The organism is Micromonospora sp. KLBMP9576 (assembly GCF_050941805.1).
GTDB lineage: Bacteria > Actinomycetota > Actinomycetes > Mycobacteriales > Micromonosporaceae > Micromonospora.
This window is the reverse complement of sequence record NZ_CP194567.1, coordinates 1,721,018-1,741,743: the sequence shown is the minus strand read 5'-3', so window position 1 is coordinate 1,741,743 and position 20,726 is coordinate 1,721,018. Positions and strand designations below refer to the sequence as shown.

The 20,726-nt window shown below is 74.4% G+C and carries 17 protein-coding genes and 1 riboswitch; of the genes, 6 read left to right on the top strand and 11 right to left on the bottom strand.

The window, feature by feature from the left end; genetic code table 11:
- Positions 1–162 precede the first annotated feature (162 nt).
- Entirely contained in the window at positions 163–3,807 is a 3,645-nt protein-coding gene (locus tag ACQ452_RS07840) for a hypothetical protein (RefSeq protein ID WP_433391585.1), read from the top strand.
- Positions 3,808–3,831: 24 nt separating this feature from the next.
- On the opposite strand, the gene pspM is transcribed toward ACQ452_RS07840, so the two are convergent.
- The 7 genes from pspM to ACQ452_RS07805 form a co-directional block, all read right to left on the bottom strand.
- On the bottom strand, positions 3,832–4,611 hold the full coding sequence (pspM, locus tag ACQ452_RS07835; RefSeq protein ID WP_433391582.1) for a phage shock envelope stress response protein PspM: 780 nt from the start codon (positions 4,609–4,611) through the stop codon (positions 3,832–3,834).
- A gap of 23 nt (positions 4,612–4,634) precedes the next feature.
- On the bottom strand, positions 4,635–5,501 hold the full coding sequence (locus ACQ452_RS07830; RefSeq protein ID WP_433391579.1) for a PspA/IM30 family protein: 867 nt from the start codon (positions 5,499–5,501) through the stop codon (positions 4,635–4,637).
- Positions 5,502–5,708: 207 nt separating this feature from the next.
- Complete coding sequence (locus ACQ452_RS07825) at positions 5,709–6,140, bottom strand: helix-turn-helix domain-containing protein (protein ID WP_433391576.1); 432 nt, start codon at positions 6,138–6,140, stop codon at positions 5,709–5,711.
- Between the two features lie 142 nt (positions 6,141–6,282).
- Entirely contained in the window at positions 6,283–6,828 is a 546-nt protein-coding gene (locus ACQ452_RS07820; RefSeq protein ID WP_433394033.1) for a CinA family protein, read from the bottom strand.
- A gap of 152 nt (positions 6,829–6,980) precedes the next feature.
- Positions 6,981–7,574 (bottom strand): CDP-diacylglycerol--glycerol-3-phosphate 3-phosphatidyltransferase, encoded by a 594-nt coding sequence (pgsA, locus tag ACQ452_RS07815; RefSeq protein ID WP_433391574.1) that lies wholly within the window; start codon positions 7,572–7,574, stop codon positions 6,981–6,983.
- Positions 7,575–7,651: 77 nt separating this feature from the next.
- Positions 7,652–9,208 carry a 30S ribosomal protein S12 methylthiotransferase RimO gene (gene rimO, locus ACQ452_RS07810; RefSeq protein WP_433391571.1) on the bottom strand — a complete coding sequence of 519 codons (1,557 nt, stop codon included), beginning with the start codon at positions 9,206–9,208 and terminating at the stop codon, positions 7,652–7,654.
- A gap of 69 nt (positions 9,209–9,277) precedes the next feature.
- Positions 9,278–10,201 (bottom strand): ornithine cyclodeaminase family protein, encoded by a 924-nt coding sequence (locus ACQ452_RS07805; RefSeq protein ID WP_433391568.1) that lies wholly within the window; start codon positions 10,199–10,201, stop codon positions 9,278–9,280.
- A gap of 80 nt (positions 10,202–10,281) precedes the next feature.
- A riboswitch (guanidine-III (ykkC-III) riboswitch) is annotated at positions 10,282–10,345 on the top strand.
- A gap of 56 nt (positions 10,346–10,401) precedes the next feature.
- Here ACQ452_RS07805 and ACQ452_RS07800 point away from each other — a divergent pair.
- Both ACQ452_RS07800 and ACQ452_RS07795 read left to right on the top strand, forming a co-directional pair.
- On the top strand, positions 10,402–10,716 hold the full coding sequence (locus ACQ452_RS07800) for a DMT family transporter (RefSeq protein ID WP_433391565.1): 315 nt from the start codon (positions 10,402–10,404) through the stop codon (positions 10,714–10,716).
- A gap of 87 nt (positions 10,717–10,803) precedes the next feature.
- Entirely contained in the window at positions 10,804–11,052 is a 249-nt protein-coding gene (locus tag ACQ452_RS07795; RefSeq protein ID WP_433391563.1) for a hypothetical protein, read from the top strand.
- Between the two features lie 157 nt (positions 11,053–11,209).
- On the opposite strand, the gene ACQ452_RS07790 is transcribed toward ACQ452_RS07795, so the two are convergent.
- Complete coding sequence (locus ACQ452_RS07790; RefSeq protein WP_433391562.1) at positions 11,210–13,657, bottom strand: DNA translocase FtsK 4TM domain-containing protein; 2,448 nt, start codon at positions 13,655–13,657, stop codon at positions 11,210–11,212.
- Positions 13,658–13,771: 114 nt separating this feature from the next.
- Here ACQ452_RS07790 and ACQ452_RS07785 point away from each other — a divergent pair, with 114 nt between their 5' ends.
- From ACQ452_RS07785 to ACQ452_RS07775, 3 genes are all read left to right on the top strand, one after another.
- On the top strand, positions 13,772–14,251 hold the full coding sequence (locus tag ACQ452_RS07785; RefSeq protein ID WP_433391560.1) for a YbjN domain-containing protein: 480 nt from the start codon (positions 13,772–13,774) through the stop codon (positions 14,249–14,251).
- Positions 14,248–15,897 carry a YbjN domain-containing protein gene (locus ACQ452_RS07780; protein WP_433391558.1) on the top strand — a complete coding sequence of 550 codons (1,650 nt, stop codon included), beginning with the start codon at positions 14,248–14,250 and terminating at the stop codon, positions 15,895–15,897. Before ACQ452_RS07785 ends, ACQ452_RS07780 begins: the two co-directional genes overlap by 4 nt.
- A gap of 82 nt (positions 15,898–15,979) precedes the next feature.
- Entirely contained in the window at positions 15,980–17,044 is a 1,065-nt protein-coding gene (locus ACQ452_RS07775; protein ID WP_433391556.1) for a hypothetical protein, read from the top strand.
- Between the two features lie 146 nt (positions 17,045–17,190).
- Here ACQ452_RS07775 and ACQ452_RS07770 read toward each other — a convergent pair whose 3' ends face one another.
- From ACQ452_RS07770 to thyX, 3 genes are read right to left on the bottom strand one after another with little or no spacing between them, the layout of a single operon-like run.
- Complete coding sequence (locus ACQ452_RS07770; protein WP_433391553.1) at positions 17,191–18,879, bottom strand: ribonuclease J; 1,689 nt, start codon at positions 18,877–18,879, stop codon at positions 17,191–17,193.
- Between the two features lie 52 nt (positions 18,880–18,931).
- Positions 18,932–19,858: a 4-hydroxy-tetrahydrodipicolinate synthase gene (dapA, locus tag ACQ452_RS07765; protein ID WP_433391551.1), complete on the bottom strand. Its 927-nt coding sequence runs from the start codon at positions 19,856–19,858 to the stop codon at positions 18,932–18,934.
- 53 nt (positions 19,859–19,911) lie between these two features.
- Positions 19,912–20,649 (bottom strand): FAD-dependent thymidylate synthase, encoded by a 738-nt coding sequence (gene thyX, locus ACQ452_RS07760; protein WP_433394031.1) that lies wholly within the window; start codon positions 20,647–20,649, stop codon positions 19,912–19,914.
- Positions 20,650–20,726: the final 77 nt, after the last annotated feature.

The following is a 20,726-nucleotide window of genomic DNA, read 5'->3' as shown; positions in this document are numbered from 1 at the left end:
CAGGGCGGCGAGTCGCCCGCCCGCCACAGATAGGGACGATTGGGTACTTCCTAACCACCCGGTCGAGGTCGCATGCTGCGGTTGACTCCTCACGCACCGTCAGCGACGCGCGGTAGTCCCGGCACGCCACCCGGGCACCGCGCCCGGATACCGGGGAGAGCCATGGACCTGTTCCGCAGAATCCGGATCCCCTGGGGGCCACGCGGGACGCTGCACGCCGCGCACGGCACCACCGAGGCGCCCCCCACTACGTCCGTCCCGGCGGCCCGGCGCGCGGCGCAGCCGGTCGTCGCGGCGGGCAGCCTCGACCCGGCCGCCGTCCCGCGCCAATTCGGTCCGGTGCCGAACCACGCGCGCAGCCCGCTGCCGGTCGAGGACGACGGCGCCGTGCTGCCCGGCACCGGCATCCGCAAGTTCGTCGACGCGCTGCCCCGGCCCGGCCCGTCCGGCCGCACCGAGCTGGGCGGCCACCTGCCGGTCGCGGTGCCGGACACCATCAGCTACCCGGGCTGCGACTACTACGAGATCGGCCTGGAGCAGTACGCGCAGCGGCTGCACCGGGACCTGCCGGCGACCCGGCTGCGCGGCTACCGGCAGCTCAACCTCGGCACGGACGCCCACGGGCACAACACGGTCCTGCCGGCGGGACGTCCCTGGCACCTCGGCCCGCTCGTCCTGGCCCGACGGGGCCGGCCGGTCCGGATCAAGTTCGTCAACCAGCTCCCCACCGGTCGCCGGGGTGAGCTCTTCCTGCCGGTCGACCCGACCGTCGACGGCGCCGGGAGCGGTCCGCTCGACGGGCCGGCACCCTACCCGCAGAACCGGGCCGTGCTGCGGCTGGCGGGCGCGCACACCGGCTGGATCAGCGCCGGCAACCCCTGGCAGTGGGTAACCCCGGCCGGCGAGATCACCCCGTACCCGACGGGGCCGGGCCTGGCCCACGTGCCGGACATGCCGCCGCCGGGCGCGGGCGCCACGACTCTCTACTACCCCAACGAGCAGAGCGGCCGGTTGTGCTGGTTCCACGACAACACGGTCGGCCTGGCCCGGCTCACCGTCTACTCCGGGCAGCTCGCGCTCTACCTGCTCGCCGACGCGGCCGAGGAGCGGCTCGTCGCCGACGGGGTGCTGCCCGCCGACCAGCTACCCCTGGTGATCGAGGACAAGACCTTCGTGCCGGATGACACCCAGCTCGCCGGGGAGGACCCGACGTGGGACCGGGACCGCTGGGGGTCCCGGGGCAGCCTGTGGCACCCCCACGTCTACCAGCCCCGGCAGAACCCGTACCGCGCCGACGGGATGAACCCGACCGGCCGGTGGGACTACGGCCCGTGGTCGCGTACGGCCGACGACACCGGGCCGCCGGCGCACGGCACGACGTCCGACCGGGCGGGGCCGGTGCCGAACCCCCACCACGATCCCGTCGCCGCGCCCGACGAACCGCCGCTCGCGCCCGGCGTCGGGCATCCCTCGGCGGTGCCCGACGCGTTCGGCGACACCATGCTGGTCAACGGGATCGCCTACCCGTACCTGGAGGTCGAGCCCCGGACGTACCGGTTCCGGATCCTCAACGCCTGCCTGGACCGCGCCCTGAACCTGCAGCTCTACCGGGCCGGCTCGGACGGCCCGATGTGGGGACCGGACGGTGGGCTGGCCGACGCCGACGCCGGCGAGGTGCCGATGGTGCCGGCGGTACGCGCGCCGGGCCGGCCGGCCGGCTGGCCGACGGACGGGCGCGACGGCGGGGTCCCCGACCCGCGCGCCGCCGGCCCGCACATCATCCAGCTCGGCAACGAGTGTGGCCTGCTCCCCGCGCCGGCGGTGGTGCCGAGCCAGCCGGTGAGCTACCGGTACGACCGCCGCGACCCGAGCGTGCTCAACGTCGACGCGCACGCGCTGCTGCTCGCTCCCGGGGAGGCGGCCGACGTGCTGGTCGACTTCTCGACCGTCCCGCCCGGCGGCACCCTGATCCTCTACAACGACTGCCCGGCCCCGCTGCCCGGCTTCGACCCGCGCGCCGACCACCACACCGGCGGCCCGGACCGCCGCGCCGAGGGCGGTGCGCCGCCCACCCGCCCCGGGTACGGGCCGAACACCCGCACCCTGCTCCAGTTCCGGGTCGCCGGCACCCCGGCGCCCCCGTACGACCTGGCCCGGCTGCGCGAGCGCCTGCCCGGCGCGTACGCGGCCAGCCAGCGCCCGCCGATCGTGCCGCAGCCGGCGTACGACGCGGCGTTCGGCACCCGGACCCCGCGCGACCCGATGGTCCCGGCGCACGCCGACACGGTCAGTTTCGTGCCGGCCGGCGCGGCCGGCCCGGTGTCCCTGCCGCTCGAGGTGAAGGCGGTGCGGCAGGTCTTCGAGCCGGAGCACGGCCGGCTCGTCGGTCGACTCGGCGTCGGGCATCCGCAACCCGGGCCGTTCTCCCCCACCGTCCTGCCGCTCGGGCCGACCGACCCGGCCACCGAGGTGCTGCGCGTCAGCGACCCCGCCGGCCCGGTCGGCGGGCCCGGTGACGGCACCCAGCTCTGGCGGATCCGGGGCGACAGCCGGCAGACCCAACCGGTGCGGTTCTCCGGCTGCGACGTGCAACTGGTGAACCGGGTCGGCTGGGACGGCGCCATCCGGGCACCGCAGCCGGCGGAGCGGGGCTGGCGCCAGGTCGTCCGGGTCAACCCGCGCGAGGACGTGATCGTCGCGCTGCGACCGCTCGCGCCGCCGCTGCCGTTCAAGATCGGCGACAGCGTGCGGTTGCTCGATCCGGCCCGGCCGGTTGGCGTCCGGACCGGTTCCACCCCGGTCAGCCCGGTGGACGGGCGGCCCGCGGTGGTGGTGAACCAGCTCGTCAACCTGGGGTGGGAGCACCACTGGCACAGCCAGCTCGGCGGCCACCGGGACCAGGGCATGGTCAGGCCGCTGGTGCTGCGGGTGTCGCCCCGGGCACCGACGGGGCTGACCGCGACCCCGGTGCCCGGCTCGGCGACCGCGCTGCCGGCGATCGCGCTGGCCTGGACGGGCAACGGCAGCCACCCACCGGCCACCAGCCACCTGTTGCAGCGGGCCACCGACGCCGCGTTCTCGCAGGAGCTGACGGCGATCACAGTGGCGGCCACGGCGATCCGCTACACCGATGCCACCGTCACCCCCGGCGTGACCTACCACTACCGGATCCGGGCGGAGAACGCGGTGAGCTGCTCCACGTGGTCCAACGGGGCACCGGCGTCGGTGCGGCTCACCGCGCCGACGGGACTGACCGCGGCGATCCCGCCGGCCGCGCCGCTACGGATCGCGCTGCACTGGGCCAACCGTTCCTTCGCCACCGGGATCGACGTGCAGCGGGCCACCAACGCGACGTTCAGCAGCGGGCCGGGCACCACCGCGATCGGCGTCGACGACAACCACCTGGACGCGGCGGTCGCCCCGGACACCACGTACTACTACCGGGTGCGCACGACCTATCTCGGTGCGGCGTCGGCGTGGTCGACGGTGGCCCGGGCGATCACCCCGGCGGCACCGGAGCCACCCACGCAGGTGACCGCCATCGCGACGGCCGCCGGGCCGGACACGGCGACGGTGAACCTCGGCTGGGCGGCGGGTGCCCCGGCCGCGCCGGGCACCGGGTTCATCGTGCAGCGGGCGCTGGATCCGGCGTTCAGCCGCCAGCTGGCGACCTTCACCGTCACCGGTCGGGGCTTCACCAACACCGGCCTGGCGCGCGGCGTCACCTACCACTACCGGCTGCGGTCGTTCAACGTCGTCGGCAGCTCCCCGTTCACCGGCCCGGCACCGGTGACGACGCCACCGTGACCGTCGGCGCGTACGCGCCGACGGTCAGGGCGCGCGCAGCGGTGCGCCGACGCCGCGCAGCTCGGTCAGCGCCGAGGCGACGCCGTGCAGCAGGTCGGTGGCCTCGGTGAGCCGGGAGGCGGCCGGGTGCGCGGCGTCGGGGTGGGCGTCCCCGGCGACGTAGCCGGCGGCGGCCACGACGAGTCGCTCGTACGCGGCGACACCCAGCTCCAACTGCTCGGTCAGGGCCCGGTGCGCCTCGGCGAGCGCCGGGCGGGACTCGGCCGGGGCGAGCCGCAGCGCGCGCTCGACGCTGGCCACCCGGCCGGCCAGGTCCCGCAGCGACCGGTCGGCCTCGGCGGCCTCGAGCAGGGCCGGCTCGGCGAGCCCCGTCAGCCGGCCGGTCATCCCCGCGAGGGTGAGGGCGGCCCGGTCCAGCCGCGCCCACGGCTCGGCGGCGCTGGTGCCGCGCAGCGTCACCCGGGAACGCACCCGGCGGGCCTCGGCCAGCAGGCCGGGGCCGACGGGGAGCCGCTCCACGGCGGCGACCAGCCGGGCGCGGGAGCGTGCGGCGGTCTCGGCGGGATCGAGGGCCGGCGGTGCCGGCCGGGCGGCCAGCGCCCGCAGGTCGACCCAGCGCCACGCGGCGAGCGCCAGCGCGCCGCCCGCCCCGGCGGCCCAGGCCGCGTCGGGCAGACCCAGCCCGGCGTACGGGGTCAGCACGGCGGCGGCGCCGCCGAGGCCACCGGCCGTGACGCTCCACCGACGCGCGGACCGCCGCAACCGGCTCAGCCGCCGGAAGTACCGCGTGCGCTCGTCTGCCACCCCTGCCTCCTCGACTCGTCCGCTCAGCCGGCGGCGGTGGTGTCGCCGCGTTCGCGGCCCATGCTGGCCCGCAGCTCGTCCAGCCGGGCGGCGGCGGCCGGGTCGGCGGCCGGCGCGGCGGGGCGGGTCTGCCCGGCGGCCGGTTGTCCCTGCTTGTCGCCCAGCTGCTCGCCCGCCATGCTCGACCGGATCTGCTCCAGCCGCGAGGAGCCGGCGGAGTCGAGGCTCGACTTCTGGATCTCCAGCATGCGGCCCTCGACGGAGTTGCCGGCCAGCTCGGCGCGGCCCATCGCCGTGGCGTACCGCTGCTCGATGCGGTCGCGCACCTCGTCGAGCGCCGGCGTGTTGGCGGGGGCGGTCAGCGCCGACATCGACTCCAGGGAACGGGCCACGCTCTCCTGCATCTTGGCCTGCTCGAGCTGGCTGAGCAGCTTGGTGCGCTCGGCGAGCTTCTGCTGGAGGATCATCGAGTTGTTCTCGACCGCCCGGCGGGCCTGGGCGGCGGCGGCGAGCGCCTGGTCGTGCAGGGTCTTGAGGTCCTCCGTGGCCTGCTCGGCCGAGACGAGCTGGGTGGCCAGCATCTGCGCGGACTGCTCGTAGCGGCCGGCCTCGGCCTCGTCGCCGCGGGCGCGGGCCTGGTCGGAGAGCACCAGCGCCTGGCGGGCGTTCGCCTGCAACCGCTCGACCTCGGTCATCTGGCGGGACAGCTTCATCTCCAGCTGCCGCTGGTTGCCGATCACGGCGGCGGCCTGCTGGACCAGCGCCTGGTGCTGACGCTGGGCCTCCTCGATGGCCTGCTGGATCTGCACCTTCGGATCGGCGTGCTCGTCGATCCTGGCGCCGAAGAGCGCCATCAGGTACTTCCACCCCTTGACGAACGGGTTCGCCATCTCTGCGTTGCCCCCTTGAGTAGCGTCGCTCCGCCTGGACCGCGCCGGGTTCTCCGGCCGACGCGCTTCGGCGCGGCATTGGCTTCATCGTCCCAGCCGCACGCCACCGGGGCGTCCGGACCGGCGAGCAAAGCGGCCGCCGACGCCGTCCGCGATCAAGCGTACGCGGCGTGGTCGAGGCCGGCCACGGGGCGCGTCAGGGGTGGATCAGGCGGCGCAGACCACGTCGCGCTCGCTGCCGCGGACCCGGGAGCTGCGCAGGGTGGCCTTGAGCGGGGAGTCCTGACGGACCTGGACGGCGACCGTGCCGTCCGCGCTGACCTGGTGGACGCCGCGACCCGTGCTCCTGCGTACGGCGACGGGGGTCGGCTCGTCCTGCACCCGCACCAGCACGCCCGGCATCTGCTCGGCGAGGGCGACGGTGTCGCTGACCTCGCGCAGCAGCTCGGACAGGCGCGCGCCGAGGGCGTCGCAGATCGCCGCCAGCAGCTCGCTGGACGGCTCCTTCTGGCCGCGTTCGATCTCGGAGAGGTAGCCCAGGCTGACGTTGGCGGCGGAGGAGACCTCGCGCAGGGTGCGATGCTGCCCCTGCCGGCGCGCCCGCAGTGCGTCACCGATCACACGGCGTAGCAGGACCATTCGCACCTCCCCCTGAGGGACACTCACCCGCGCGGCCGTCCGGCACCCCCGTGCCGGCTCGTCCGCCGGAGCCTTCCCGCAACCGTACCCGTTGCCGGCTCCCACGACATCCCACCCCGCCCCTGCGAATCTGCGGGAACGCTCACCGTGGGCGTGCGGCGGCCCGCCCGTCGCCCCCGGTCGCGTCGGTCGAGTGGATCCGTTCGGTGAGCAGCCGCAGGGCCTCGATGACGGCGGCGGAGCGGATGTGGTCCCGGCCGCCGTCCAGGTCGAGCTGCCGCACGTCGGTGCCGTCGGGCCCGGCCACCGCCACGTAGACCAACCCGACCGGCTTACCGTCCTGCGGTTCCGGGCCGGCGACCCCCGTCGTGGCGAGGCCCCAGTCGGCTCCGCAGCGGCGCCGCCCGCCCTGCGCGAGGGCCACCGCCACGTCCGGGTCGACCGGCCCCCGTTCGGCCAGCAGGTCCTCGGGCACGCCGGCCAGCAGCGACTTCAGCTCGGTGGCGTAGACCACCAGGCCACCCAGGAAGATGCCGCTCACCCCGGCGATCTCCACGATCGAGGCGGCCAGCAGGCCGCCCGTGAGCGACTCGACGGTGGCCAGGGTCTCGTGGCGCTCCGAAAGGCTGTGCACCACCCCGGCCGCCGGGTTGCCCACCGGTCGCGCTCCGTCAGCGTCGCTGCCCATGTCCATGTCCGGGATCCTTTCCCCGCTCCGCCCGCCGTACTCATCCTCGCCGACCGACCGACCGACCGGATCGGACGCGGATCGGACGCCGACCGGCGGGGGCCCGGCCGGGGTGCCCCGCGCCGGCCGCCGCGCGGCGTCGCGGGCACGCCTCAGGTGGCCCGGCGGCGCAGCCGGAGGGCCTGGGCGACGTAGTCGAAGCCGGTGAGCACCGTGACGCCGACCGCCACGGCCATGATCCACGGACCGACGGCGGCGAGCGCGGCCGGCATCGGCCACAGGTACCAGGTGATGGCCAGGATCTGCACCGTAGTCTTGATCTTGCCGCCGCGGCTGGCCGCGATCACGCCGTGCCGCATCACCCAGAAACGCAGCGCGGTGATGCCCAGCTCGCGCACGAGGATCACGGCGGTCACCCACCAGGGCAGCCGGTCGTACCAGGAGAGCAGCAGCAGGGCCGCCCCGGTGAGGGCCTTGTCGGCGATCGGATCGGCGACCTTGCCCACCGAGGTGACCAGGGCGAACCGCCGGGCGATCCACCCGTCCACCAGGTCCGTCGCGGAGGCGACGGCGAAGACCAGGCAGGCCACCATCTGCCAGCCGGCGTGGGTCATCGCCGAGAAGACCACGGACACCGCGAAGACCGGCACCAGGGCCAGCCGCAGCGCGGTGAGCGCGTTCGCCGCGTTCAGCACGGGCACCCGGGCCACCACCGGCGCGGGCGTCGAGTCCGTCGCCCCGGTCACCGTCGCGCCCAGCCGTGGCCCGGACGGCGTACCTGGCACAGCGCCACGCGCCTCCCCCGCTTCCTCCGGGCCCGCCGTCACCGTGTTGCGCCGGGCGCAGCCGAGATCATCTCATCCGGGACCGCGACGAGGTCCACCCCTTCCGTGCCGGTGACCGTCGCCCGGACCAGGTCGCCCGGGCGCAGCGCCGCCAGGTCCACCCCGCCGCCCGACGGGGCGACGAGGGTGGTCGAACCGTCGACCTCGGGTGCCTGGTGGGCCGCCCGCCCCTCGACCACGCCGTCGTCGACCGAGTCGACGAGCACCTCCACCGTGGCGCCCAGCCGTTCCTCGGCGCGCTGCGAACAGAGTTCGTCGGCGAGCGCGCTCAGCCGGTCGTAGCGGCGCTTCACCGTGGCGGCGGAAACCTTGCCGGGCAGCCCGGCGGCCTCGGTGCCGTCCTCGTCGCTGTAGTCGAACACCCCGACCGCGTCGAGGCGCGCCTCGGTCAGGAAACGCACCAGCTCCTGGTAGTCGGCGCGGGTCTCGCCCGGGAAGCCGACGATGAAGTTGCTCCGCGCGCCCGCGTCCGGGGCCAGCGCGCGGGCGCCCGCCAGCAGCTCCAGGAACCGCTCGGTGGAACCGAAACGACGCATCCGGCGCAGCACCGGCTCGCTCGAGTGCTGGAACGACAGGTCGAAGTAGGGGGCCACGCCGGGCGTGGTGGCGATCGCCTCGACCAGACCCGGCCGGGTCTCGGCCGGCTGGAGGTAGCTCGCCCGCACCCGCACGATGCCGTCGATCGCGGCGAGCTGGGGCAGCAGCTTCTCCAGCGCCCGGGGGTCGCCCAGGTCCTTGCCGTAGGAGGTCGAATTCTCGCTGACCAGCACCAACTCGCGTACGCCGGTCCTGGCCAGCCACTCCGCCTCGGCGAGCAGCTCGTCGGGCGTACGGGAGACGAAGGCCCCACGGAAGGCGGGGATGGCGCAGAACGCGCAGCGCCGGTCGCAGCCGCTGGCGAGCTTGAGCGACGCGACCGGGCCGGTGTCGAGCCGGCGGCGCAGCACCTGGCGCAGGTGCGCCGGGGTGTGCTCGTCGGTCTCGGGCACGCCCCGCACCGGGGTGCCGTGGCCGGGCAGCGACACCGCGCTCGCTTGCCGGGCGACCGGGGTCAGCGGCAGCAGTTCGCGCCGGTCGCGGGGGGTGTGGGCGTCGAACCGTTCGCCGGCGGCGACCGCGTCCAGCCGGGCGGCGATGTCCGGGTAGTCGTCGAAGCTCAGCACCGCCTGCGCCTCGGGGAGGCTCTCGGCCAGCTCACGGCCGTACCGCTCGGCCATGCAGCCGGCCGCGACCACCTTCGCACCCGTGCCGGCGGCGGCCAGCAGGGTCTGAATGGAGTCCTGCTTCGCCTTCTCCACGAAGCCGCACGTGTTGACGACCACCACGTCGGCGCCCTCGCCGTCGGTGCTGACCTGCCAGCCCCCGGCGTGCAGCCGGGCGGCCAACTCCTCCGAGTCGACCTCGTTACGGGCACAGCCCAGGGTCAGCAGGGCGACGCGGCGACCGTCGGGGGCGGAGGACGACGACTCCAGGTCGCGGCGCGGCGCCGGACGGGCCGAACTGGAGTTGTCGGAGTGGGAGGTGGCAGACACCATCCGAGGGTACCGGGCCGGTGGGCGTCGGCCGTCAACGGCGGGCCGCCACGCGCCCCGCGCCGCCACGGCTCAGCGTACCGCCGCGCCGACGCCGACCAGCCGGTCGAGCAGGAAGACCTCCGTGCCGGCCAGGCCGGTGACGCAGAACACCGAGACCTGCGCCGCGCCCCTCCGGCCGGGAACCGCGCCGGCCAGCACCGCGCCCAGGTCACGCAACCGTCCCGCGTACGCGGGCAGCGTCGCCAGCATCGGCGGGTCGTACGCGGCCGCCTGCGCGGGCGAGTCGGTGACCAGCAGGTCCGCGGCGTCCAGCAGGTCGGTGCCGAACTCGTGCCGGTCGAGCTGCTTGAAGCCCACCGTGTTGACGTGGGTGCCGGGGGCCAGGTCGGCGGCGTCGAGCACCGGGGTCACGGCGGTGGTGGCGAGCACCACGACGTCGCGGTCCCGCACGGCGTCCCGCGCCGAGGACACCGCCCGCGCCGGCACGCCCAGCTCGGCGCGGACCCGGGCGGCGAACGCCTCCCGCCGGGCGGCGGAGCGGCTGTGCACGGTGACCTCGCGTAACGGGCGGACGGCGGCGGCGGCCCAGACCTGCGTCCACGCCTGCCCACCCGAGCCGATCACGCCCAGGGTGGCGGCGTCCGGCCGGGCCAGGGCGTCCACGGCCACCCCGCCGAGCCCGCCGGTACGCCGTGAGCCCAGCTCCGCCCCCACCGCCAGCGCCCGGACCGCGCCGGTGCGCCCGTCGTGCAGCACCACCACCTGCTCGCTCTCCGGGTGCCCGAACGTGTCGTACGAGCGGAAGCCGTACCACTCGCCCGTGAGGTGGCCGGCGGTGAGCACCATCCGCCCCCCGCCCAGCGGCGCGGCGGCCCGGGGTGGGGCCACCAGCCGGCCGGCGTGCGCGGCGAGCAGGGCGTCGCGCATCGCGGCCACGGTGGTGGGGCCGTCCAGCGCGGCGGCGACCTCGGCGTCGGAGAAGAGCAGCGGCATGATTCGATAGTGCAAGCTCAAGTGAGGTTCACGTCAACCGGAGGTGGCCCGGTTCACGCCGGACGGTGCTAACGTCGGTCGCGACGGCCCGCGGGTCGTCCCGGACGAGTGCGGGCGTACCCGGTCAGGCCAAGACGCCCCGTGACATGCCGACTCGTCCCGGCCCCGGCGGACCGGGCACACCGCAGAGGTGATCTCTCATGGCCTGGATCGTGCTGGTGATCTCCGGACTCCTCGAGACCGCGTGGGCGGTCGCCCTCGACCGCAGCGCCGGCTTCACCCGGCTCGTCCCGTCGCTGGTCTTCGTGGTGACCCTCGTGCTCAGTATGGCCGGCCTGGCGTACGCGCTGCGCGAGATCCCGGTCGGCACCGGCTACGTCGTCTGGGTCGGCATCGGGGCGGTCGGCACCGCCCTGGTCGGCATGCTCGCGCTGAACGAGCCGGCCAGCCTGCCCCGGATCGCCGCCCTGCTGCTGGTGGTCGCCGGCGTCGTCGGGCTGAAGGTCTTCCACTGATCGGCGCCGCCGGGCCAGGCTTGCCGGGCGGACGCAGTGGGTAGAGCTGTGCCTGGCACCGAGAGGCTCTCACCCACGGAGGCAGACATGGTCAACCCGAACCCGACCGCCCGCCGCAACAACACCAACGCCGCCCGGATCTGCACGATCGTGGCCTTCGTCTTCGCGGTCCTCGCGCTCCTGCTGAATCCGCTCATCTTCGGCATCATCGGACTGGTGCTGGGCATCGTCGGCGCCGTGCTGGGTGACAAGCCCCTCGGCTGGTACGCCGCCGCCGCCAACGTGGCGGCCATCGTCATCAGCCTGCTGATCGTCAGCGCGATCGTCAACAACTGACCTCCGCTGCTCGCGGAGAACGGGCCCGCCGGCGTGCCGGCGGGCCCGTCGCGTGCGCGCCCCGCGTCACCGCCACCCGACAGCCCAGCCGCACCGCCGACGGGCGGCCCAGCCCGCACCGCCACCCGACGGCCCAGCCGCACCGCCGACGTGCGGCCTAGCCCGCACCGCCGTGCAGGCCGGCCAGGACCTCCGCCAGCTCGTCCGGCTTGACCAGCACGTCGCGCGCCTTGGAACCCTCCGACGGGCCGACCACTCCCCGGGTCTCCATGAGGTCCATCAGCCGTCCCGCCTTGGCGAAGCCGACCCGCAGCTTGCGTTGCAGCATCGAGGTCGAGCCGAACTGCGAGGTGACCACCAGCTCAACCGCCTGCACCAGCAGGTCCAGGTCGTCGCCGATGTCCTCGTCGATCTTCTTCCGGGCGCTCTCCGGCGCGGCCAGCACGTCCGGGCGGAACTCCGGCTCCCGCTGGTCCTTGCAGAACTTCACCACGTCGGCGATCTCGCGCTCGGTCACCCAGGCGCCCTGGATCCGGACCGGCTTCGAGGCGCCCATCGGCAGGAACAGGCCGTCGCCGCGGCCCAGCAGCTTCTCCGCGCCCGGCTGGTCGAGGATGACCCGGGAGTCGGCCAGCGAGGACGTGGCGAACGCCAGCCGGGACGGCACGTTCGCCTTGATCAGGCCGGTGACCACGTCGACCGAGGGGCGCTGGGTGGCCAGCACCAGGTGGATGCCGGCCGCCCGGGCGAGCTGGGTGATCCGGACGACCGAGTCCTCCACGTCGCGCGGGGCGACCATCATCAGGTCGGCCAGCTCGTCCACGATCACCAGCAGGTACGGGTACGGGCGCATCTCCCGCTCGCTGCCCGGCGGCGCCTTGATCTCGCCGTTGCGCACCTTGCGGTTGAAGTCGTCGATGTGCCGGACCCCGTTCGCGGCGAGGTCGTCGTAGCGCATGTCCATCTCGCGCACGACCCACTCCAGCGAGTCGGCCGCCTTCTTGGCGTTGGTCACGATGGGGGTGACCAGATGCGGGATGCCCTCGTAGCCGGTCATCTCGACCCGCTTCGGGTCGATCAGCAACAGCCGCACCTCGTCCGGCGTGGCCCGGGTCAGGATGGACACCAGCAGCGAGTTGAGGCATGAGGACTTGCCCGCGCCCGTCGCGCCGGCGATCAGGATGTGCGGCATCTTGGCGAGGTTCGCCACCACGAAGCCGCCCTCGATGTCCTTGCCGAGCGCCACCACCATCGGGTGGTGGTCGCCGGTGGCGGCCCGCGACCGCAGCACGTCGCCGAGCGCGACGTTCTCCGGGTCGGTGTTGGGGATCTCCACCCCGACCGCGCTCTTGCCCGGGATGGGGCTGAGGATGCGCACGTCGGGCGACTTCACCGCGTACGCGATGTTGCGGGAGAGCTGGGTGATCCGCTCGACCTTGACGCCCGGGCCCAACTCCACCTCGTAGCGGGTGACGGTCGGCCCCCGGGTGAAGCCGGTGACGGCGGCGTCCACGCCGAACTGGTCGAAGACGCCGGTGAGCGCGACGATCACCTCGTCGTTGGCCTTGCTCCGTGACTTCGGGGCGGCGCCGCCGCCGAGGATGTTCGCCGGCGGCAGCGTGTAGTCGCCGGCCAGCCCGGTCAGCGCGAGCTGCTCGGCACGGGTCGGGGCCGGCGAGTGCTCCGGTGGTTCCGCCGGCCGGCGGCTGGCCGGGACCCGGCCGGGCGGCTTGCGGGGCAGCACCAGGGTCTCCTGGAGGTCCACCCCGTCGAGGTCGTCGTCGAACTCGGCCGGGTCGAGCGGCGGCGGGGCCGCCCGCTTCGCGGAGCGCCGGCGGGGCGCCGGCTGCACCACCACCTCGTCCGCCTCCTCGACCTCCGGCGGGGCGATGCGGGTGCCGAACAGCAGGCCGAGCCGCTCCGGGACCTTGTTGATCGGGGTGGCGGTGACCACCAGCAGGCCGAACACCAGCAGCAGGATCAGCAGCGGCACCGCCACCCAGGCGGTGACCGCCCGTTCCATCAGGCTGCCGATGCCGGCGCCGACCAGGCCGCCGGCGAAGTCGCGTTCGCCCGCGGTCGCCGGGGCCTGCCCGATGTGCAGCATCGCGGCGGTGGCGACCAGCATGGCCGACCAGCCGACCAGCCCCCGGCCCCGGTGCTCCGGATCGACCGGCTCGCGCATCAGCCGCCAGGCCCCGATCATCAGCAGCACCGGCACCACCACGGAGATCGCCCCGAGGAAGAGCCGGACGGTGTCGGCCAGCCGCGCACCGACCGGGCCGGCGCCGGAGAACCAGAGGGCCACCGCGCTGAGCAGGGCGAGACCGAAGACGAGTAGGCCCGCGCCGTCGCGGCGCTGCTCCGGGTCGAGCCCCCGGGCCGAGCCGGCCTGCCGGAACGTCCAGCCGACGCCGTGCGCCATCCCCATCCACAGCGCGCGGGCCGCCTGCCCGACGATCAACCTCGGGCCCTGGCGGGCCGCCGGTCGCCGCCGGGGCGCCGCCCGGGTGGTCTTCTTCGCCGGCTGACGGGCACGACTGTTAGTGGTGCCACGCGGCGACGCGCCGCGCCGCCGGCTCGCCTGAGAGGTACGGCCCGCCATAGCATCAACCTAATGGCGGGACCCGGCAGATCGCCGCCTTTCCGGGTCGTGTCCGCGTGTCGCAGCGCGGGCCCCGCCGCGTCGCGTGATATCTGCCTCAGAAGGGATGCCCCCATGGCGTCGCCCGGATTCGAGGACGGTCGGGACGGCCCGCCGACGGGACACCCGGGGGCGCTGGAACCGCTGACCGGCGAGCTGGTCGCCGCCGTGCTGCGCAGCCGGGGCTACCGCGTCGAGGCCGACGCCGACGGCGACCTGGTCGGCCGCTGGGACGACAGCCTCATCTGGTTCCTACGTCCCGGCGCCGCCGGGGAGTTGCTCCAGGTCCGCACCCTGACCGCGCCGACGTTCCCGATCGAGTACGTGCCGGCGCTGCACGCCTTCTGCAACGCGTGGAACCACGACCGGCTCTGGCCGAAGGCGTTCGTGCACGTCGAGGACGACGGGCAGGCCCGGATCTGCGGCGAGGTGATCACCGACCTGGAACGCGGCGTCACCGCACACCAACTCGACCAGCTGCTGGACTGCGGCATCGCCACCGGCTGCCAGCTCGCCACCGAGGTGGGCCGGCTGCCCGGCGCGGTGGTGGCGTGACGGGCACCGGCGGAGACGTGGCCGGTCGCGGGCTCGACCCGTTCGGGCTGCCCGGCTGGTGGGGCGGGCTGCGGCGCGGTGGCCGCCAGCCCGACCCCGCGCTGGCCGCGGCGCTCGCCGACGCCCGCGACACCCCCGACGACGACGCCCGCAGCACCGAACTGGAACGCATCGCCGCGCACGCCGACGCCACCGGCGACGACCCGACGGCGGTCGCGGCCCGGTTCGCGCTGATCGAGGCGTACCTGTCGCACGGGCAGCGGTGGCGGCTGGTCGAGCCCGTACGCCGCTGCCTCGCCGCCGCGCAACGCCGCCCCGACCTGCCGGCGACCGCACAGGTGGAGCCGCTGCGGCGCTACCAGCGCTACGCGGTGGAGGCCCTGCTCGGCTCACCCCGCGTCGGGCTGGACCAGGCCCGCGCCATGCTGGACGATCTCGCCGCGTGCGTCCCCGGCGACCCGGCAGCGATCGCCGAGCTGCGCTGCCGCGTCGCCGACCACCTCGGCGACGAGCCCGCCGCCCGCAGGTGGTACGACCGCTGGTCGGCGGCCGGCCCGGGGCCGGTGGGCGGCTGTCCGGACTGCGCGTCGGCCCGGCGGGCGGAACTGCTCGGCGGCTGGGGCGAGCACTCCGCCGCGCTGGCCGCCCTCGGGGACACCCCGGACCACCCGGCCGGCTGCACGGAGCAACCCGAGCGGACGCTCGCCGCCGGGCTGCTGTCCTGGCTGCGGCTCGGCGAGCCGCAGCGGGCGGCCGAGGCACACGTGCGGGCCTACCGGCGGCACCGGCGGGAACACGCCGCGTTCCCGCTGCTCGCCGCGCACCTGCGGTTCTGCGCGCTGGCCGGGCACCCCGGCCGGGGCCTCGACGTCCTCGCCGAGCAACTGCCCCGGCTGGACCGCCCGCACGACGACCTCTGCGCGATGGAGTTCGCCGCCGCCGGGGCGCTGGTCTGCGCCCTCGCCGTCGAGGCGGGGCTCGGCGGGCGGACCCTGCACCGCCCGGCGTACGGGGTGCGGCCCGCCGCCGAGCTGGACGTGGCCACGCTCGGCGCGACCCTGCTCGGGGTGGCCACCGCGCTCGCCGGCAGCTTCGACGCCCGCAACGGCACCGGCCACCAGTCGGGCCGGATCGCGTCCTGGCTGGCCGAACGGCCGACCGCCGCGCCGGTGCCCCTGCCGCCCGACGAGGTCGACGCCGACGCCGACGATCCGCCCGACGAGGACCCGCCGGCGGACGGGGAACCGCGCCCGCTGACCCTCGGGATGATCACGACCGCCCTGGACCGGCGCGGAGACCCGTACGACGTGGACGCCCGGGGCGCCGTGACGGGGCGGTGGGGCGAGGTGCTCATCCAGTTCCGGCGCACCGGCGAGCGTGGCGAGGTCCTCCAGGCCCGCTCCGCGGCGGGCCGCCGGCTGCCCGTCGGGCGGCGGGTCGAGGCGTACGCCTTCTGCAACGCCTGGAACCACGACCGGCTGCTGCCGAAGGCCTACGTGCACGAGCAGGGCGACGAGCTGGTGCTGGCCGGTGACGTCACCACCGACCTGGCCCACGGGGTGGCGCCCGCCCAACTCGCCGTCCTGCTCGACGCGGCCGTGTCGACCGCCGTCGCGTACGCCGAGGCGGTCGCCGCGCTGCCCTGACCGAATACCGACAGTGCGGCAACCCGGTGTCCCGCTCAGGTGTGGTCTTCACATCACCCACACCCGATCCCGGGAGTTCACGATGAGATACCCGTTCCGCCTCGGCATTCTGGCCACCACCACCCTGCTGGCGCTGCCCGGCAGCACCCCGCCTGCGGTGGCGTACGCCGCCGCACCGGCACCGACCGCCCAGTCGACCATCTCCGCCCGGGCCGATCCGGTTTTCCTCACCGGCGACCCGTGGCGCCCGTCGGCGCCCCTGGAGGTCGCCGTCAGCAACGGCGGGAACTCCGCGGCGAAGGGCTTCTTCATCCTTCGCCTGCCGCCCTGGCTGACGCTGACGGGTGGCGACTGCCGCCCAGAGGCCGCCGAGAGCTGGATCTGCGGCGGTGCGGAACTGCCGGCCGGGGGCCGGCGGACCTACAGGATGACGCTGACCTCGACGGTCCCCGAAGCGGTCTTCGACATCCAGCAGTGGGGCTCCGTCGCAGGCCGGGACGCCTCCGGTGGCACGGATCAGCCCACTGACTTCCGCGTCAGCTGGCCGAACCGAACGGCACTGCGACTGCGGGCCACCGCCAGCCCCGTCACCGACGGGTCGATGGGGGTCACGGCCCGGGTGCGCAACAGCGGCACCTTCGCCATCAGCCGTTACGCGCTGAACGTCATCACCCCGAAGGGAGTGCGGGTGATCTGGCCGTTGTGCTCGGACAGCGGTCGGATGGCCGGCGCGGGCTGCGAGATCCTGCGGTCCGGCGTACTGAAGGCCGGTGCCACGGACACCGTGCAGATCCGCCTCGCGGTCAGCGCGGAGGCAGAGAGCTTCCGGCTGTATCTCGGGCCCACCAACCGGTACACCAACAAGGACACCTCGGTCACCTTGAAGGTGCCGGGCGGTGCCGGGGGCGGCGACCCGACCACCTCGCCGTCGGCGCAGCCGAGCGCCACGTCGACCCCGAGCACCACGTCGACCCCGAGCACCACGTCGACCCCGAGCGCCACCTCAGCTCCGACGAGGCCCGCCGGGGACGGGGACGATCTGCCCCGCACCGGTCCGGCTGTCACCACGTACGTCCTGTTCGGTGTGGCGCTGCTGGCCTTCGGGGCCAGCCTGCTCCTGCTGCTGCGCCGCCGCTTCCGCAGCTGAGTCGGCCGGCGGGTTCCGGTTGGTCGCCGACGTGCACGGGGACGTCGGCGACCCGCCCGGTCGCGGTGCCGGGTCGGTGTTGCCCCCGCACAGGAACGACGACGCCCGCCGGCACCTGGGTGCCGGCGGGCGTCGTCGCGTTCGGGTCAGACCTCGACGACCGTCGGGACGATCATGGGCCGACGACGGTACTTGTCGTTCACCCACCGTCCCACGGTGCGCCGGACGATCTGCTGAAGCTGGTGCGGGTCGGTGATGCCGTCGGAGGCGGCCCGGGTCAACGCCTCGGTAACGAGCGGAATCACCGGACTGAACGCCTCCGGGTCCTCCGAGAAGCCCTTCGCCGACAGCGTCGGGCCGGCCACCACCTTGCCGGTCACCGAGTCGACCACCACGGTGGTGGCGATGAACCCGCCGTCGCCGAGGATCCGGCGCTCGGTGAGCAGCGACTCGCTGACGTCGCCGACGGCGAGACCGTCGACGTAGACGTAGCGGCTCTTGACGTGCCCGACCACGCTGGCCCGGCCCTCGACGAGGTCGACGACGTCGCCGTCCTCGCAGAGCACCACCCGGTCGGGGGCGACGCCGGACTCGATGCCGAGGCGGGCGTGCGCGCGCAGGTGCCGCCACTCGCCGTGCACCGGCATCAGGTTGCTGGGACGCACCACGTTGAGCAGGTAGAGCAGCTCGCCGGCGGGGGCGTGACCGGAGACGTGCACCTTGGCCACGTCCTTGTGCACCACCACGGCGCCGGCACGGGCCAGCCGGTTGATCACCCGGTAGACCGAGGTCTCGTTGCCGGGCACCAGCGACGAGGCGAGCACCACCGTGTCGCCGGGGGCGATGGTGATGTGCCGGTGGTCGCCGCTGGCCATCCGGCCCAGGGCGCTCATCGGCTCACCCTGCGACCCGGTGGACATCAGCAGGATCTGCTCGGGCGGCATGGTCGTCGCCTCGTCCAGGCTGACCACCAGCCCGGCCGGAATGTTGAGCAGCCCCAGGTCGCGGGCGATGCCCATGTTGCGCACCATGGAGCGGCCGATCAGGGCGACCTTGCGGCCGTGTTCGGCGGCGGAGTCGAAGACCTGCTGCACCCGGTGCACGTGCGAGGCGAACGACGCGACGATGATCCGCCCCTTCGCCTTCGCGAAGATCGAGTCGAGCACCGGCCCGATGTCCCGCTCGGGCGTCACGAAGCCGGGGATCTCCGCGTTGGTGGAGTCCGACAGCAGCAGGTCCACGCCCTCGGCGCCGAGCCGGGCGAACCCGGCCAGGTCGGTGATCCGGCCGTCGAGCGGGAGCTGGTCCATCTTGAAGTCGCCGGTGTGCAGCACCAGGCCGGCCGGGGTGCGGATGGCCACGGCGAGCGCGTCGGGGATCGAGTGGTTGACCGCGAAGAACTCGCACTCGAACGGGCCGAGCCGCTCCCGGCCGCCCTCCCGCACCGTCAGCGTGTACGGCTGGATGCGCCGCTCGGCGAGCTTCGCCTCGACCAGGGCAAGGGTGAACTGGGAGCCGACCAGCGGGATGTCGGGCTTGTGTGCGAGCAGGTACGGCACCGCGCCGATGTGGTCCTCGTGGCCGTGGGTGAGCACGATCGCCTGCACGTCGGCCAGCCGGTCCAGGATCGGGGCGAAGTCCGGCAGGATCAGGTCCACCCCGGGTTGCTCCACGTCGGGGAAGAGCACCCCGCAGTCGACAACCAGCAACTTGCCGTCGTACTCGAAGACGGTCATGTTGCGGCCGATGGCGCCGAGTCCGCCGAGCGGGATGATCCGCAGCCCGCCTTCCGGCAGGGGCGGTGGCTGTTCCGTCTCGTTGTGCGCCTCGGTCACGCGTCCACCTCATTCTGCGACGCCGTCACTCGGCGTCCATCGTGTCGTTCGGTCATTTGGGCAGTTCCACGCCCGCCGCCGCGCTGTCCGCGCGGAGCTGGGCGATCTCGTCGTCGGTCGCGTCGACCAGCGGCGCACGCACCGGGCCGGCTGGCTGCCCCACGGCGGCCAGGCCCGCCTTCACCAGGATCACGCCCTGGGTACGGAAGATGCCCGTGAACAGCGGCATCAGCCGCCGGTGCAGGTTCAGCGCGGTCGCGGTGTCCCCCGCGTCGTACGCCTCGATCATCTGCTTGGTGAGGGCGCCGGTGAAGTGGGTCGAGGTGCCGACCACGCCGACGCCGCCCACGGCCAGCGAGGGCAGGGTGAGCGAGTCATCGCCGCTGTAGAAGGCGAGGTTGGTGCGGGCGGTGACCCAACTGGTGGCGGTCAGGTCGCCCTTGGCGTCCTTCACCGCGACGATGCGGCCGTGTTCGGCCAGCCGCACCATCGTCTCGGTGTCGATCGCCACACCCGCCCGGTGCGGGATGTCGTAGAGCATCACCGGCAGGCCGGTGGCGTCCGCGACCGCGGTGAAGTGTCGCAGCAGGCCGTTCTGCGGCGGCTTGCTGTAGTAGGGGGTGACCACGAGCAGGCCGTGCGCGCCGGCCTTCTCGGCGGCGGCGGACAGCTCCAGGGTGTGCCGGGTGTCGCTGGTGCCGACCCCGGCCACGACCTTGGCGCGGTCCCCGACGGCCTCCACCACGGCCCGGATCAGCTGTGCCTTCTCCGCGTCGGTGGTGGTCGGCGACTCGCCGGTGGTGCCGTTGACCACCAGGGCGTCGTTGCCCTGCTCGTCGACCAGGTGGCTGGCGAGCCGGGCGGCGCCGTCGAGGTCGAGCGAGCCCTCGGCGGTGAACGGGGTCACCATGGCCGTGAGCACTCGCCCGAAGGGACGGGACACCGCCCGGGCGGGCGGGGCAGGGTGGTCGTGCGTCATGCCACCAACCTAGCGGACGACCACTGACGCCCCGCCGGGGAAGGCCTCAGGACTCACTCCCCGTGCGGGCTGGCGGCGACCTCGGTGCCGTCGGGCAGGGTCGAGATGACGAAATCGGCGAAGACGTTCGGGGCCACGCCCTGGAGCTGGCGCAGGCACTGCACCGCCAGCTCGCGGATCTCCACGTCGGCGTGCTCGGTGGCGCGCATGGCGATGAAGTGCCGCCAGGCCCGGTAGTTGCCGGTGACCAGGATGCGGGTCTCGGTGGCGTTGGGCAGCACCGCGCGGGCCGCCTGGCGGGCCTGCTTGCGCCGCAGTGTGGCGTTCTCCACATCGGCGAAGCGCCGCTCCAACCCCTCCAGCAGCTCGTTGTAGGCGCGCACGCTGGCCTCGGCCGCCGCCACGAACTTCTTGTGCAGCTCCGGGTCGTCGGCGATCACCGAGGGCTCGACCATGGCGGCGTCGCGCTCCGGCACGTACCGCTGGGAGAGCTGGGAGTACGAGAAGTGCCGGTGCCGGATCAGCTCGTGGGTGAAGGAGCGCGACACCCCGCTGAAGTAGAAGCTGACCGAGCCGTGCTCCAGCACGCTCAGGTGGCCGACCTCCAGGATGTGCGCGAGGTAGCCGGCGTTGGTGGCGGTCGCCGGGTTCGGCTTCTTCCAGCTCTGGTAGCAGGCCCGCCCGGCGAACTCCGCGAGCGCCTGGCCGCCCTCGGCGTCCGTCGACCACGGCACCTCGTCGGGCGCCTCGAAGTGGGTCCACGCGACGAGCTTGACCTGGGGCTGCACCATTTCCGGCATTCCTGGGACTGTAGTGGCGGCGACCCGCGACGCCCAAGTCAGGCTCGCCGGGTGCAATGTCGATCACC

What these genes read in the sequence shown, in the direction of transcription:
- ACQ452_RS07840 (WP_433391585.1), top strand. Translation starts at nt 163, where the DNA reads ATGGACCTGTTCCGCAGAATCCGGATCCCCTGGGGGCCACGCGGGACG.
- ACQ452_RS07830 (WP_433391579.1), bottom strand. Translation starts at nt 5,501, where the DNA reads ATGGCGAACCCGTTCGTCAAGGGGTGGAAGTACCTGATGGCGCTCTTC.
- ACQ452_RS07825 (WP_433391576.1), bottom strand. Translation starts at nt 6,140, where the DNA reads ATGGTCCTGCTACGCCGTGTGATCGGTGACGCACTGCGGGCGCGCCGG.
- ACQ452_RS07820 (WP_433394033.1), bottom strand. Translation starts at nt 6,828, where the DNA reads ATGGGCAGCGACGCTGACGGAGCGCGACCGGTGGGCAACCCGGCGGCC.
- rimO (WP_433391571.1), bottom strand. Translation starts at nt 9,208, where the DNA reads ATGGTGTCTGCCACCTCCCACTCCGACAACTCCAGTTCGGCCCGTCCG.
- ACQ452_RS07805 (WP_433391568.1), bottom strand. Translation starts at nt 10,201, where the DNA reads ATGCCGCTGCTCTTCTCCGACGCCGAGGTCGCCGCCGCGCTGGACGGC.
- ACQ452_RS07800 (WP_433391565.1), top strand. Translation starts at nt 10,402, where the DNA reads ATGGCCTGGATCGTGCTGGTGATCTCCGGACTCCTCGAGACCGCGTGG.
- ACQ452_RS07795 (WP_433391563.1), top strand. Translation starts at nt 10,804, where the DNA reads ATGGTCAACCCGAACCCGACCGCCCGCCGCAACAACACCAACGCCGCC.
- ACQ452_RS07790 (WP_433391562.1), bottom strand. Translation starts at nt 13,657, where the DNA reads ATGGCGGGCCGTACCTCTCAGGCGAGCCGGCGGCGCGGCGCGTCGCCG.
- ACQ452_RS07785 (WP_433391560.1), top strand. Translation starts at nt 13,772, where the DNA reads ATGGCGTCGCCCGGATTCGAGGACGGTCGGGACGGCCCGCCGACGGGA.
- ACQ452_RS07775 (WP_433391556.1), top strand. Translation starts at nt 15,980, where the DNA reads ATGAGATACCCGTTCCGCCTCGGCATTCTGGCCACCACCACCCTGCTG.
- dapA (WP_433391551.1), bottom strand. Translation starts at nt 19,858, where the DNA reads ATGACGCACGACCACCCTGCCCCGCCCGCCCGGGCGGTGTCCCGTCCC.
- thyX (WP_433394031.1), bottom strand. Translation starts at nt 20,649, where the DNA reads ATGGTGCAGCCCCAGGTCAAGCTCGTCGCGTGGACCCACTTCGAGGCG.